Origin of the sequence: Allobosea sp. LC85 (assembly GCF_000735605.1) — a bacterium.
Lineage (GTDB): Bacteria > Pseudomonadota > Alphaproteobacteria > Rhizobiales > Beijerinckiaceae > Allobosea.
On sequence record NZ_JPKG01000018.1, the window covers coordinates 1 to 14126 of the forward strand.

At 65.0% G+C, this 14126-nt stretch carries 12 protein-coding genes; 3 read left to right on the top strand and 9 right to left on the bottom strand.

From position 1 onward, the window contains the following. Nucleotides 1–293: 293 nt before the first annotated feature. From phnD to FG93_RS08440, 3 genes are all read left to right on the top strand, one after another. Nucleotides 294–1208, top strand: a complete 915-nt coding sequence (gene phnD, locus FG93_RS08430; RefSeq protein ID WP_043233673.1) for a phosphate/phosphite/phosphonate ABC transporter substrate-binding protein — start codon at nucleotides 294–296, stop codon at nucleotides 1206–1208. Between the two features lie 183 nt (nucleotides 1209–1391). After that, a complete protein-coding gene (locus FG93_RS08435; RefSeq protein WP_052513513.1) occupies nucleotides 1392–1778 on the top strand; it encodes a DoxX family protein in 387 nt (128 codons plus the stop codon). A 130-nt stretch (nucleotides 1779–1908) separates the two neighbouring features. Then, nucleotides 1909–4008: an ABC transporter ATP-binding protein/permease gene (locus tag FG93_RS08440; RefSeq protein WP_043233753.1), complete on the top strand. Its 2100-nt coding sequence runs from the start codon at nucleotides 1909–1911 to the stop codon at nucleotides 4006–4008. A gap of 102 nt (nucleotides 4009–4110) precedes the next feature. Here the strand turns inward: FG93_RS08440 and FG93_RS08445 are convergent, their stop codons facing one another. From FG93_RS08445 to FG93_RS08485, 9 genes are all read right to left on the bottom strand, one after another. Next, entirely contained in the window at nucleotides 4111–4593 is a 483-nt protein-coding gene (locus FG93_RS08445) for an META domain-containing protein (RefSeq protein ID WP_043233755.1), read from the bottom strand. Between the two features lie 195 nt (nucleotides 4594–4788). Continuing rightward, nucleotides 4789–5763: an ATP phosphoribosyltransferase gene (gene hisG / locus FG93_RS08450; RefSeq protein ID WP_043233674.1), complete on the bottom strand. Its 975-nt coding sequence runs from the start codon at nucleotides 5761–5763 to the stop codon at nucleotides 4789–4791. Further along, a complete protein-coding gene (locus tag FG93_RS08455) occupies nucleotides 5763–6872 on the bottom strand; it encodes an ATP phosphoribosyltransferase regulatory subunit (RefSeq protein WP_043233757.1) in 1110 nt (369 codons plus the stop codon). Before FG93_RS08455 ends, hisG begins: the two co-directional genes overlap by 1 nt. A 207-nt stretch (nucleotides 6873–7079) precedes the next feature. Continuing rightward, nucleotides 7080–8603: a histidine--tRNA ligase gene (gene hisS, locus FG93_RS08460; RefSeq protein ID WP_043233675.1), complete on the bottom strand. Its 1524-nt coding sequence runs from the start codon at nucleotides 8601–8603 to the stop codon at nucleotides 7080–7082. A 119-nt stretch (nucleotides 8604–8722) separates the two neighbouring features. Then, a complete protein-coding gene (gene glcF / locus FG93_RS08465) occupies nucleotides 8723–10111 on the bottom strand; it encodes a glycolate oxidase subunit GlcF (RefSeq protein ID WP_052513516.1) in 1389 nt (462 codons plus the stop codon). 3 nt (nucleotides 10112–10114) lie between these two features. Further along, nucleotides 10115–10669 carry a DUF2585 domain-containing protein gene (locus tag FG93_RS08470; protein WP_052513528.1) on the bottom strand — a complete coding sequence of 185 codons (555 nt, stop codon included), beginning with the start codon at nucleotides 10667–10669 and terminating at the stop codon, nucleotides 10115–10117. Nucleotides 10670–10761: 92 nt separating this feature from the next. Beyond that, nucleotides 10762–11949: an FAD-binding protein gene (locus tag FG93_RS08475; protein ID WP_043233676.1), complete on the bottom strand. Its 1188-nt coding sequence runs from the start codon at nucleotides 11947–11949 to the stop codon at nucleotides 10762–10764. Between the two features lie 169 nt (nucleotides 11950–12118). Next, nucleotides 12119–12406 carry a GIY-YIG nuclease family protein gene (locus FG93_RS08480; protein WP_043233677.1) on the bottom strand — a complete coding sequence of 96 codons (288 nt, stop codon included), beginning with the start codon at nucleotides 12404–12406 and terminating at the stop codon, nucleotides 12119–12121. A 171-nt stretch (nucleotides 12407–12577) separates the two neighbouring features. Further along, a complete protein-coding gene (locus tag FG93_RS08485; protein WP_043233678.1) occupies nucleotides 12578–14014 on the bottom strand; it encodes an FAD-binding oxidoreductase in 1437 nt (478 codons plus the stop codon). Between the last annotated feature and the right edge of the window lie 112 nt (nucleotides 14015–14126).

The window sequence follows — 14126 nt, forward strand, 5'->3', positions numbered from 1 at the left end:
TCACGCAGACGCTGGTGGTGCGAACAGACACATCAAGACCGACGAACAGCTCCATGGCAGGCCTCCTCCCGACCGATTCAACCGATGGAGCCTGCCCGGAAAGCCTCCCTCCCGTCACTCTTCGACCGGGAGGAGGCCGGAGCCCCACAACCCGATCTTTTTCATGTGTGCCCGCCCCCGGCACTGCCTCGGCGCGCGACAGCCGCCCGATGCGTCACGCAACTGCCATCGCCGCGTAATCCCGCCGTCGCGTCCCGCTGAGCAAATGACGCTCACTGTTTCGGGAGCCAGACATGCTCACACGTCGCACCATGATTGCCGGCCTTGGCGCCCTCACCTGTCTTCCCGCCCTGGCCCAGAGCGACTGGCGCCAGAGCATCAAGGAAATCCGCTTCGGCGTCTCGTCGGCGGAACATGAGGCCGGCGCGATCGCCCGCAACCAGCCGGTGATCGACTACCTCACCGGCAAGCTCGGCGTTCCCGTGAAGCTCTATCGGGTCAGCGACTATGCCGGGCTCGTCGAGGCGCTGCGGGCCGACCAGCTCGAGTTCGCCCGCTTCGGGCCCGCAGTCTACTCGCTCGGCCGGCGTGTCCTCGGCGACAAGCTGCAGCCTCTGTTCCGCGACATCGATAACAACGGCCAGCAGGGCTATTACTCGGTGATCGTGGTCCGCGCCGACAGCCCGTACCGGTCGGTTGCGGATCTGAAGGGCAAGAACTTCGCCTTCGCCGACCCGAACTCGACATCGGGCTTCGCCTTCCCCTCCTACTTCCTGCGCAAACAGGGCTTTGATCCGCAAAACCATTTCGGCGGCACCGTCTTCTCCGGCGGACACGACAACTCCGTCCTGGCGCTGGTGCGCGGCCAGTTCGACGGAGTGGCGACCTATCAGGTCAACGAGGCCTCCGGCGTCGTGCAGCGCCTCGCCGCGCGCAACATGATTCCGGCCGGCGCGACACGCGTGATCTGGACCTCGCCTCTCATCCCCTCCAGCCCGTTCTCGACACGGGCCAACCTGCCCCAGGGACTGAAGGATGCCTTCGTCGCTGCGATGAAGGCGATGAAAAACGAGGCTCCCGAGGTCTGGAAGGTCTACACCGACGGCCAGGTTTCCGCTTACGCTCCGGCGAAGCACGAGGACTATCTCGACGTCATCGCCGTGACGGAGGAGCTTGAAGCCCGGCGCAAGCAGAAGCCCGCCGGCTGAGTGGCGATCTGCGTCCCCCATGTGGCGCAACTGGTGTTTTCAACAGCGAAGTCGCGCATGGATGCCGGCGTTTGGTTCCGCAGGCAGCGCCGGCCCTTGCATCGACTTTGGTTGTAAGCCCTATTTCGGCGAGCTGCGGCATTCCGCCGCGCTCTGTGGCACTCACTCGCGAAGGCCTGCCCCATGCTGAACTCGCCCGCCCTTGCCGACGGCGCCAAGCTCGTCGGCCGCATCCTGCTTGCCCTGATGTTCGTGCTTGCCGGCTATTCCAAGATCAGCGGCTATGCCGGTACACAGCAGTACATGACCTCGGTTGGCGTGCCGGCCATCCTGCTGCCTCTGGTGATCGCAGTCGAACTTCTGGGTGGCCTCATGGTCGTCGTCGGCTGGCAGACTCGCCTTGCTGCGCTCGCCCTCGCCGGCTTCACTCTGGCGGCGACGCTGCTGTTCCACATGAACTGGGCACAGCCGATGCAGCAGATGATCTTCATGAAGAACCTCTCCGTCGTCGGCGGCTTCCTGGTGCTGTTCGCCGCGGGGCCCGGCCGGCTGTCGGTCGATCGCGGCTGACGCTGCATCACAAATCGCTGAAATCGACACGCCCGGCCTTGAGCCGGGCTTTTTTGTCTGATGCGGTCGATTAGTAGATATAGTCCGCATGCGCCGGCGCCGGCGCCAATTCCCCGGTAAGGAAGACCTGATGCGTCTTTTGAGTTTCTTTGTCGCGGCGCTTGCCGCCATCGCGCTCGTGGCAGGGCAGCAGAGCGGCAGCGGCGGTGTGATCGGCATGGGCGCCGTGGGTGTATTGCTGGCCCTCGCCACCTATCGCTCGACCGAGATCAGCTTCTTCCTGAAGATCTTCTCCGGAATTTTCGGCGTCGAATATGTGGTCTTCGGAGCCGGCTCGGTCCTGGCGCAACTTGGCTACTGGCCTGCAGATTGGGCGGGCATCGCTCCACCGGCGAGCCTCGCCACGACGGTCGCCGTCTTCGGCATCCTGATCTATGCGATCTCCTTCGTCCCGGTGATCCAGCGTATCGGGCGGCTGGCTTCGCCCTGTTTTACATCGACCGAGACCACGACCGCGCAGCTCTGGCCCTTCGGCACCTATCAGATCCAGCTCGGGCGCCTCGGCGTCATCCTGCTGATCTTCCTGGTTCTCCTCAATCAGACGCAGGTCGGCATTTCCCTGCGCCTGAGCTTCTTCAACCGCGATTTTTACAACGCGATCCAGGAGAAGGACGCGCCGTCATTCTGGTATCAGTTGATCTTCGTCTTCAGCGTCTGGGCCGGCATATCAGTGGTCTCGAACCTGATCGAGATGTTCGCGAGCTACACGCTCCTGATCCGCTGGCGGCGCTGGATGGCGGAGAAATACAGCAAGAGCTGGCTCAGCAATGCCACCCATTACCGGATCTCGCTCGCGGGCACTGCCGACAACCCCGACCAGCGTATCGCGGAAGATACCCGCGCCTTCGTCAACCAGACCTATAACTTCGCCCTGCCGCTGCTCTCGCAGGTTTCGACACTCGTCTCGTTCTCGATCATCCTCTGGTCGATCCCGGTTCCGATCACCATCCCGGGCACCGAGATCATCATCCCGGGCTTCCTGCTGTGGCTGGCGCTGATCTATGCGATCGCGGCGACCTGGATTACGCATCTCATCGGCAAGCCCCTCATCGGGCTCGAATTCGAGCAGGAACGCCGGGAGGCGAATTTCCGCTTCTCGCTGGCGCGACTGCGTGAATATTCCGAGCAGATCGCGCTGATGCGCGGCGAAGCCTCCGAACAGCGGCACCTGAACCAGCGCTTCGGCGACATCGTCTCGAACTTCTATCGACTGGTCTGGAGCCGGGTGAAGCTGACCAGCTTCACGCTGTCCTATAATCAGGCGAATGTGGTTGTGCCCTATGTGCTGCTTGCGCCGCATTACTTCACGGGTATCATCACGCTTGGCATCATGACGCAGGTTGCATCGGCCTTCGATCGTGTCCAGACGGCGATGTCCTTCTTCATCAACAGCTACCAGGCGATCGCCTCCTATCTGGCCTCGATCAACCGCCTGACCACCTTCGAGGCCGCGATCGGCCAGGCGCAGGCAGCCACGGCCGGCGAGAAGGGCATTCACCAGGCCGCACTCCCGGGGAACGAGGTCCATATCGACGGTACGACCCTGGCGCTGCCGAACGGCACGCCAATCGTGCGGGTCGATGGGCTCGGTCTCGGCGCCGCGCGCTCGACGCTGGTGATCGGACCGTCAGGATCCGGGAAATCGACGCTGTTCCGCGCCATAGCCGGCATCTGGCCCTTCGGTGAAGGCAAGGTCGGCGTGCCCGCCGACGCGCGGATCATGCTGCTGCCGCAGCGCCCGTATCTGCCGCAGGGAACGCTGCGCGCGGCGATGTCCTATCCGGCGGTCGACGACACCTATTCCGATACCGAGATTGCGACGGCGATGACCCAGGTCAAGCTTGCCCACCTGATCGACCGGCTCGACGATGTCGACCTCTGGGCGCAGCGTTTGTCAGGCGGCGAGCAGCAACGCCTCGCCGTCGGGCGCGCCTTGTTGGCAAAGCCCGACTGGCTCTTCCTTGACGAGGCCACAGCCTCGCTCGACGAGAAGCTGGAAGGAGAGATCTACGATCTCATCGACAGGACGCTGCCGCAGACGAAGATTGTCTCGATCGGCCATCGCTCGACATTGCGGGAGATGCACGACGAGATCGTCGTCATGCAGCCGAACGCGGATGGAACGCACAGCCCGCGCGCAATGGCCCGGGAGCCGATCGCTCAGTCATGAGCAACGAGCGCCCACGCCGGGCGCTCGACTGCCTTTCCTGTTTCACGCTTCGCGTCGGGAAGGCAGTTATTCAAGAGGACAGAAGCAGGTGCCTGACTGTCGTCAGATGCCGCGGTCGAAGCGCAGTTCGCCCGCGGCGGTCTTGATCACCAGCCTGCCCTCGACGAGGTCCCAGTTGCGGGCTCCGCGCAGGGCAACCAGATAGGCTCGCTCGAATTCGGCAGCGCCCTTGTCGCAGGAGCGCTTGGTGATGGCCATGGGGCCGACCGCGATCCCCTGCTGGCGCAACGGGTATGCCGCGGCGGAAAACGTGTTGCAGCCGCTGTAACCCGTGCCACGCAGGTTCGAGTCGATCTGCAACGTCGCCTTGCGCTCGGCGATCGACTTGCCATTCATCGAAATCGCCGTCCAGGAGGCGCCCAGGGGGAAGGTCTTTTCCTGCTGCGGAGATGCAGGCGCCTGCGCCGGCTGGTTCTGCATATCACGCGGCGTCATTGCCTTTCGCTGGGCTGAAACCGGCGACGCGATCAGCAGTGGAGCGAGGCTCAGGGCGAAGACAGCGGCGTAGCCAAGGCGTCGATTCATCATTTCTTTACCTATGCGGGGCCGGGACGATAGCCCACGCCCCGCTCTCATGAAAACGCCTAGAACCGTATCGCGTCGGGATCAACTGCGATCATTGCGACAACGTTGCTTTGGCAAGCGGCAGCGCCAGCAGCGTCACGCGGCATCACGTCGGAAATGGGGCCGGCTTCGGCCTCAGGCGCGGCCCGGTGACGCTCAGATACGCGCCAGCAGGCGCTCCAGCAGGGGGTTGGCCTTGCGGAAGACATAAGCCGGGGCGTTGACCGTGATCTCGTCCGCACCAGCGCCGGCCAGGTCATCGACCAGTGCGAACACCGCCTTTTCCGGGCAATGGATGGCGAGGATGCCGCTATCGGCATTCGCGCCGAATGGCAGCCGCGCGCCATGTCGCGCCGCCATCTCCTCGATGTCTGCAGGCTTCGCATCGCTGAGCCGCGCGCGGATCTCCCGGACGGAACGTCCCTCTTCCTCCGCCGCGATGCGTGAGAGAATGGCGTTGGCGGCGGCGCGTGCGCGCGGGCTCCACGGCGCCCGCACCGAGGCGACGAGGTTGGCCTCCGAGGCCAGCATGACGCCATCGTCCAGAATCTTCAGGGCGTTGGCGGCCAGCGTCGCGCCGGTGGTGGTGATGTCGACGATGATCTCCGCCGAGCCGGCTGCCGGCGCCCCCTCCGTCGCACCCAGACTTTCGACGATGCGGTAATCGCCAAGTCCGTGCTCGGCGAAGAAACGGCGTGTCAGGTTCACGTATTTGGTGGCAACGCGCAGCTTGCGGCCATGGCGTGCGCGCATATGGCTCGCGACATCGTCGAGATCGGCCATGCTGCGGACATCGATCCAGGCCTGCGGCACGGCGACCACGACATTGGCGTGGCCGAAGCCGAGCGGCGTCAGCATCTCGACGGCGGCATCGGCATCGGCTACCTGCTCGCGCACCAGGTCCTCGCCCGTGATCCCGAGATGGGCCGCGCCTGAGGCCAGTTGCGAGACGATCTCCGAGGCAGAGAGGAACGCGACTTCCGTACCATCCAATCCCGCGATCGTGCCGCGATAGTCGCGCGAGCCACGCGACTGCACGAATTTCAGCCCGGCACGGCTGAAGAAGGCGGTCGCGTTTTCCTGGAGCCGTCCCTTGGAGGGGACCGCGAGAACCAGCGGAGCGTCGCTCATCATGATTGTCCCGTCAGCCGGTCGAGCCAGAGCGAGGCGCCGACTGCCGGGGTCGGCTGGGGCGCACCGAGGCGGCCGAGCACATTGTCGTAGCGGCCACCGCCGGCAACGGGCCTGCCGTCGCTGCGGCTCAGGTCATGCAGCTCGAAGATGAAGCCGGTGTAGTAGTCGAGATTGCGGGCGAAGCCGGTCGAGAACGAGATCTGGCCGACATCGACACCGCGCGCCGCAAGAAACCCGGTGCGCTCGTCGAAAGCGTCGAGCTGCCGGCCGAGGTCGAGCGAAGCCTGATCGGCAAGTGCCCGCAACGCCGCCGACGCGGCATCGGGATCACCCGTGACGGCAAGTGCCTGGCCGAGCACGGCCTTCACGTCCTCATTGACCGGGTTCTCGCGCTCGGCGGCATGGGCCAGGAAGCGCTCGGCGATATCACCGGCGGAGCGGCCACCGACCGTCGAGATGCCGGCGATCGACAGCACATCCTCGACAAAGGCCTTGGCCGCCTTGGGATCCTGGCCTTCGAGCGCCTTGAGCAGACCGGCATGGGCCGTTTCACCCGTGGCTGCAGGCGGATCGAGCGCCTCGACTGCCTCGGCCGCCTTGCCCTGCACGACCGCGCGCATCAGCCGACGGCGCGCGCCCTGCGGCACGGCCAGACCATCGAGCAAAGCGCCGAGCAGTGCGACATCCCCCATCAGGACACGCGGCTGTGCCAAGCCAAGAGCCGCCGCCGCCTCGATCGTCAGCCCCATGATCTCGGCGTCGGCAGCGGCAAAATCCTCGCGGCCGAAAGATTCAAGCCCGGCCTGTGCGAATTCCCCCGGCTCGCGCGAGCGCATGCGGAAGACCGGGCCGGCATAGGCATAGGCCATCGGCGCGCTCACACCCGCCGCGATGTGGTCCAGCGCCACCGGAATCGTGTATTCGGGGCGAAGACACCAGTCACGGCCATCGGCGTCCTGCGTCATGAAGATGCGCCGGCGGATATCCTCGCCGGAGAGATCGAGAAAGACGTCGGCCGGCTGCAGAATCGCCGGCTCGGCGCGCTGATAGCCCTCGGCAGCGAGGAGCGCGATCACGGTGTCGATGCTGGCGCGTGTGGCGGACAAGGGCAGGTTCCTGTTGCGCGGCTGTCCTAGCAGCCGCGTCATGGATTTTCGATGGTTTTTAGGGAAATGGGTTAGCAGATTTGACGACCGACTCGTGGCCGACGCTTTCCGTCATGGTCGGGCTTGTCACGACCATCCACGTCTTTGCCCACAATGAGCGCTCAAGGCGTGGATGCTCGCCACAAGGGCGAGCATGACGCGTTTCAATCAACCGTGTCGCTTCAGCACCCGCTTCACCCCATCGACCAGCTCGGTCACCGGCACGGCGAACTGAGCCTCGGCCTGCCTTGCCTTGTGCTCCACTGAATCCTTGACGTCACGGCTGGCGGCGGCAAGTTCCGCGCCGAGGATCAGGTCCTTGATCACGATCGTGCCGGCCTCGCGCTCGGAGGAGCCCTGGATCACCGCACAGACCGCGCCGCGCTTGTCGGCATATTTCATCTGGGCGTTGAAGCCGGAACCGCCGAGATACAGATCGGCACGCAGCAACGGCTTGCCATCCCCGTCGCGGGCCTGCCGGAGCTGGGACACGAATGCCTGATAGGCCGGCATATGCTCGGGTGTCTTGTTGTCCATGGCGGTGACGACGACGAGCGGCAGTTCGTTCTTCGCGTCGACCAATGGCGACTTCACCGCCTTCAATGCCGAATAGAGCCGCGAGACGCCGATCGAAAAGCCCGCCGCCGGTACCGGTTCCGGCCGGAAACGGCCGACCAGCCCGTCATAGCGGCCGCCGCCGGCAACCGAGCCAAAGCGCACGACCTGCCCGTCATCATTGGTGACCGGGAAGGTCAGTTCCACCTCGTAGACCGGGCCGGTGTAGTACTCGAGGCCGCGCACCACGGAAGGATCGATGACGACGCGGTCGGCGTAGCCGGCCGCTGCGATCAGGTCCGCCATCATGCCCAGTTCCTCGGCCCCCTCATAGCCAACGGGCGTCGAAGCGAAGCCATCTGCGAGACGCTGCACGGTCGCGGCATTGTCCGCAGCCCTGGCGTCAAGGATGGACAGGACGCGCGTGGCCTGTTCGGCGCCCAGCCCCGCGCCCTTCGTGAAATCGCCGCTTTCGTCCTTGCGACCGTCACCAAGCAGCAGCCGCACGCCGTCGGGTCCGAATTTGTCGAGCTTGTCGATTGCGCGCAGCACGGTCAGCCGGCGCCCGGCATTCTCCTCGCCGCCAAGCCCGATCGCCTCCATCACGCCATCGAGCACCTTTCGGTTGTTGACCTTGACGACATAGTCGCCGCGCTTGATGCCGAGACGCTCCATCGTGTCGGCAGCGAGCATGCAGATCTCGGCATCGGCCGCGACCGAGCCCGAACCGACGATATCGGCATCGAACTGCATGAACTGACGGAAGCGCCCCGGCCCCGGCTTTTCGTTGCGGAAGACGTAGCCGGCGCGATAGCTGCGATAGGGTTTGGGCAGCGCATCGAAGTTCTCGGCGACATAGCGCGCGAGCGGCGCCGTCAGGTCGTAGCGCAGCGAGAGCCACTGCTCGTCATCATCCTGGAAGGAGAAGACGCCCTCGTTCGGCCGATCCTGGTCCGGCAGGAATTTTCCGAGCGCGTCGGTGTATTCGACGAAGGGCGTCTCGACCGGGTCGAAGCCATAGAGCGAAAAGCTCTCGCGAATGACGGACAGCATGCGCTCGGTCGCCGCCACATCGGCAGGACCGCGGTCGATGAAACCACGCGGCTGGCGGGCTTTCAGCTTGTCGGGTTTCGACATGGTTCAGGCTTCACTTCTTGAACGAGATGCGGAACAGCCCGCAGGATGAGGTCCCGCGTTCGGTAACTTGACCGGGCAACGGGGGCAAGCACGCTTACCCCTCCCTGAGCGGGAAGCGCCTATTCGGCCGCGAACAGCACGTCTTTCTGCTGATGCAGGTCACTGACCGGAACGTCCTTGATCCCCGCTCTCGCCAGCTTCTCCGGCAGCGGGCCGCCCGTCGCCCAGTCGAGCAGCTCGGCAGTATGGACGACCGGCGTCGTCGCGCCACGGTCGGCAAAGCCCTTCGCCAGCTGGGTCATGCAGCCGATATTGCCGGTAGCGACGATCTGCGGCTTCGTCTTCTCGATATGGCCGATCTTGCGCTCGCGCAGCTGCCCCGCGATCTCGGGCTGGAGGATATTGTAGACGCCGGCGGAACCACAGCAGATATGGCCCTCCGGCACCTCCTTCACCTTGAAGCCCGCTCCGCTCAATAGTCGTTTCGGACCATCCTTGAGCTGCTGCCCGTGCTGCATCGAACAGGCCGAGTGATAGGTCACCGGCAGGGCGACCTCACGGACATGGCGCAGCTCGAGCGTCTCGAGGAACTCGGTGACATCCTTCGCGAGGCTCGAGATCGTCGCCGCCTTCTCCGCATAGGCCGGCTCGTTGCGGAACATGAAGCCGTAGTCCTTGATCGTCGTGCCGCAGCCTGAAGCGGTGATCAGGATGGCATCGAGCCCCTCGCCATCGACCTCGGCCATCCAGGCGTCGATGTTGCGCCGGGCAAAGACGTGGCCGTCATGGTCGCGCCCCATGTGGTGGACGAGCGCGCCGCAGCAGCCCTCGCCCTTCGGCAGCACGACCTCGACGCCATGGCGCGTCAACAGACGGATCGTCGCTTCGTTGATGGCGGGATCGAGCACCGGCTGGGCGCAGCCCGAGAGCAATGCCACGCGCTTGCGGCGGACGGCAGTGACCGGGAAGACCTGCGGCCCCTCCATGGTCGAGCGGGCCGGCAGGCGCGCAGGCGCCAGCGCCAGCATCGCCTTCAGCCGCCCGCCGACCTGCGGCAGCAAGCCGAGGAGACCTCCGAACGGCTTGCCCAGCATCGCCGCCAGCATCGCGGTGCGGAAGCGCCCGGGATAAGGCAGGATCGCAGCCAGCACCCGGCGCAACGCCTGGTCATGCCAGGAGCGCTGATAGGTCTCCTCGATATGGGCCCGGGCATGATCGACGAGGTGCATGTAATGCACGCCGGACGGGCAAGTCGTCATGCAGGAGAGGCAGGAAAGGCAGCGGTCGACATGCTTCACCACCTGTTCGGTGGCCGGCTTGCCGTTCTCCAGCATGTCCTTGATCAGATAGATCCTGCCGCGCGGGGAATCGAGCTCGTCGCCCAGCAGCAGGTAAGTCGGGCAGGTCGCCGTGCAGAAGCCGCAATGCACGCAGGTGCGCAGGATCTTCTCCGACGCCGGCAGGCGCGGATCGGAGGCCAGGTGTTCGGGCGTGAAGTTGGTCTGCATCGCTCAGGCCCCTCCCTGCCAGATTTTAATCCAGTCGGCGGGGTAGATCAGCATGATGATGTTGAGGGCCAGATTGTCACGGATCAGGTAGCCGACCACCAGCTCCATGCCGAGCGCAAGCGAAATGGTGAGCCAGACGGGCAGGACGCGGGCGAGAAGAAAGCCCACGATCATCGCCGCGATATCGGAGACTGAATTGATGATGCTGTCGCCGGTATAGCCAAGCGAGATCGTCATTTCCCGGTAGCGATCGATGATGGCCGGGCTGTTCTCGGCGATTTCCCAGGCGTTCTCGATCAGGATCGCGAGGAGAAGCGCCTGCCCGAACGAGATGGGCAGACCGGTCAGCCGGCGGATCGACCAGAACAGGCCGTAGAAGAGGAAGCCATGGATGATGTGGGAGAAGGTGTACCAGTCGGCAATATGCTGGGAGTTCTCCGGCGACATGACGACGCCGTGCCAGGGCTTGACGTAGCCGCATTTGCAGATCGGCTCTCGGCCCGTGGCAAACAGGATCAGGGCAGCCGCGGCAATCATCAGAGCTGCGACGAGGACGATCGTGCCCGGCTTGAACCGCCCCTGCGCCCAGGCTTCCCGGCTCTCACCTTCAGCGCGAATATCACGCGTGGCGGCTATCTGGTCGAACACCATCAAATCCCCGCATACATCCGGCCGGGCTCGAAGATCCCGGCCGGGTCGAAGCTGCTCTTGATTCCGGCGGTGACCCGCATCAGCGGCTCGGCCAGTGGTTCGAAGACCGGCACGACAGCGCGAACCGCGATGGGCGCGCGCACCAGGGTCGCGTGACCGCCGAGCGGCCTGATCGCAGCGCGGATCGCGGCGGCTCCAGCGTCGTCTTCGGCGGACACCGCGAGCCAGACCAGACCGCCACCCCAGTCATAGAACCAGCGTGCCTGCGGCAGGGCCTCGGCGATCGCAGCCGTGGCACGCGGCCCCCTGGACGGAGCAAGCGAGAGCCGCCAGACGGCTTCATGGCTGCCGGCGAAGAACGTCGCGTCCCGCACGGAATGCCATAACTCCTGCGAGGCAGCCCCCTCGATCAGGTCCGGCCTGCCGTACTGGCTCAGCAATTCGCCCAGCGCGCCGGCGCGATAGTCGACCGAGCTCGCGAAATTCTCGAGTCTGAGCAGCGTACGGGCCTGGTCGCCCCCGATGCCAGCCGGCAAATGCGCCGCCGCCATCGGCTCGAAGGGCGAGCCGAGCGCAGTCGAAAGCAGAGCGACCGCCGCCTCGTCGGCAAGGCCGTGCCAGGCCAGCGTGACCACGCATTCCGGCGCAGGCAGTACGCGGAAGGTGACTTCGGTCAGGAAGCCAAGCGTGCCGTGGGCGCCGCTCACCAGCTTGACCAGATCGAGCCCGGTGACGTTCTTCATGACCCGGCCGCCGGACTTGATCGCCTCGCCCCGGCCATTGATCAGCCGGATGCCGATCAGCGAGTCGCGAGCCGCGCCAGCGTTGATCCGGCGCGGACCGGAGATGTTTCCGGCGGCGACCGCACCGATCGTCGGCTCGCCCTCTGTCCCCAGCAGCGCACGGTGATCCATCGGCTCGAAGGGCAGCATCTGGCCGCGGTCGACCAGCGTCCGCTGGATCTCCGCAAGCGGCGTGCCGGCCCTGGCTCCAATCACCATCTCGGACGGCTCGTAAAGCGTGATACCGGTCAGCCCCGCGCTGGAGATGGTGCTCACGACCTGCGTCGGGCGCCCCAAGCCACTACGCGTACCACCGCCGCGAATGGTGACGGGCGTGCCGCTGGCAGCGACGGAGGCAACGACGGCGCAGGCCTGGGCTTCCGTGGTGGGGGTGTGAATGGTCATTGAAGTACCCCAGCGTCATTCCGGGGCTTCGCGAAGCGAAGAGCCCGGAACCCAGAAACACCGCCGGAGCAAGGCATGGCATGATGGCCGCGGCGATCAATTCGGCTCGGCCCAAGGCTCTGGGTTTCGGGCTCGTTGCTGCGCAACGCCCCGGAATGACGGCGGCGCCTTATCGTGCAAGCAACGGGTAGAGGTCTCCCCAGAGTGGATTGGCCTCCTCGATGAGCCTTATCTTCCAATCGCGCCGCCACTTCTTGATATCTTTCTCGCGCTCGATTGCTTCGACCGCAGTCGGGCACTCCTCGTACCAAACCAGCCGATCGACGCCGTACTTCCGCGAAAAACCAGGCAATGCCTTGCTCTCGTACTCGTATACTCGGCGAGCGAGATCGTTCGTCACGCCGAGATAGAGCGTGCCGTGATAGCGGCTCGCGAGAAGGTAGACGTGATAGGGCAAAGCGAGCCTCCACCGTCATTCCGGGGCTTCGCGAGGCGAAGAGCCCGGAACCCAGAAGCTCAGTTTGTACCGTAGGTGCCTCCCGTCCGTCCGCACTCAGTCCTGATCCACCTGTGATTCTGGGTTCCGGGCTCACTGCTGCGCAGTGCCCCGGAATGACGTTGAGGGGCATCACGCGGCCACCCTGCCATCGAGCGGAAAGACCTTGGCCGGGTTCAGCAGCCACTCGCCGTCGAAGACCGACCGCACCCGCATCTGCTGATTGAGGTCGGCTTCGGTGAATTGCACGCGCATCAGATCGCGCTTCTCGATGCCGACGCCGTGTTCGCCTGTGAGACAGCCGCCCACCTCGACGCAGAGCTTGAGGATGTCGTTGCCGGCATCCTCGGCCTTCCGCGCCTCGACCGGGTCGTTGCAATTGTAGAGGATCAGCGGGTGGAGATTGCCGTCGCCGGCATGGAAGACATTGGCGACGCGCAGTCCATAGCCCTTGACGATCTCGGCCATGCGCTGCAGCACAAAGGGCAGTTGCCCGGTCGGGATCGTGCCATCCATGCAGATGTAATCGGCGATCCGGCCTGTCGCGCCGAAGGCCGATTTGCGCCCCTTCCAGATCGCGGCGGTCTCCATCGCCGACTTGCTTTCCTTGACCGTCTTGACGCCGTGCTCGCGCGCGATTGCGACGATGCGGGCGAGCTGGGCGTCCATTTCCTCGTCCGAGCCCTCGACCTCGATGATCAGCAGCGCCTCGACATCCATTGGGTAGCCGGCCTTGGCAAAGGCCTCGCAGATCTCGATCGCCGGCTTGTCCATGAACTCCATCGCGACGGGGATGATACCGGCGCCGATGATGGCGGCAACGGCAGCGCCTGCCTGCTCGCTGCTCGGGAAGCCGAACAGCACGGGACGTGCGCCCTCAGCCGAGCGCAGGATGCGCACGGTCGCTTCGGTGACAATGCCGAGCTGGCCTTCCGAACCGACGATCAGGCCAAGCAGGTCGAGGCCTGGCGCATCGAGATGGGCGCCACCGACCTCGACGATCGAGCCATCGAGCATCACCAGGGTCACACCGAGCACATTGTTGGTGGTGACGCCGTATTTCAGGCAATGCGCACCGCCGGAATTCATGCCGATATTGCCGCCTATCGAGCAGGCGAGCTGTGAGGACGGGTCGGGCGCATAGAAAAAGCCCTCGGACATCACGGCGTCGGTGACGGCCAGATTGGTGACGCCGGCCTGCACCCGGGCGGCGCGGTTGGCATAGTCGATCTCGAGGATGCGATTCATCTTCGAGACACCGATGACGACGGCATCCTCCTGCGGGATCGCACCACCGGCGAGCGAAGTGCCTGCGCCCCGCGGCACGACGGGAACGCCCTGCTCGCCGCAATAGCGCAGCACCGCCGCGACCTCCTGCGTCGTCGAGGGCAGCACGACCGCCAGCGGCATGCGGCGATAGGCGGTAAGCGCGTCCGTCTCATAGGGCCGGCGCTCGTCATCGGAGGTGATCAGAGCCTCGGGTGCCACCAGCCCGGCAAGCCCGGCGATGATCGCATCGCGGCGCGCCAGGATGTCCGCGCGCGGCGCGGGAAAGGCAATGGCGCTCATGGTCTCCTCCTCCGGATGTCAGCTCTCGCGATATCACCCGCACCCGGTTTCATACAAACAGGTTAGAGCAATTCGAACCCGCTTGCAGCGTGACCAAAAGCCATGATTATTT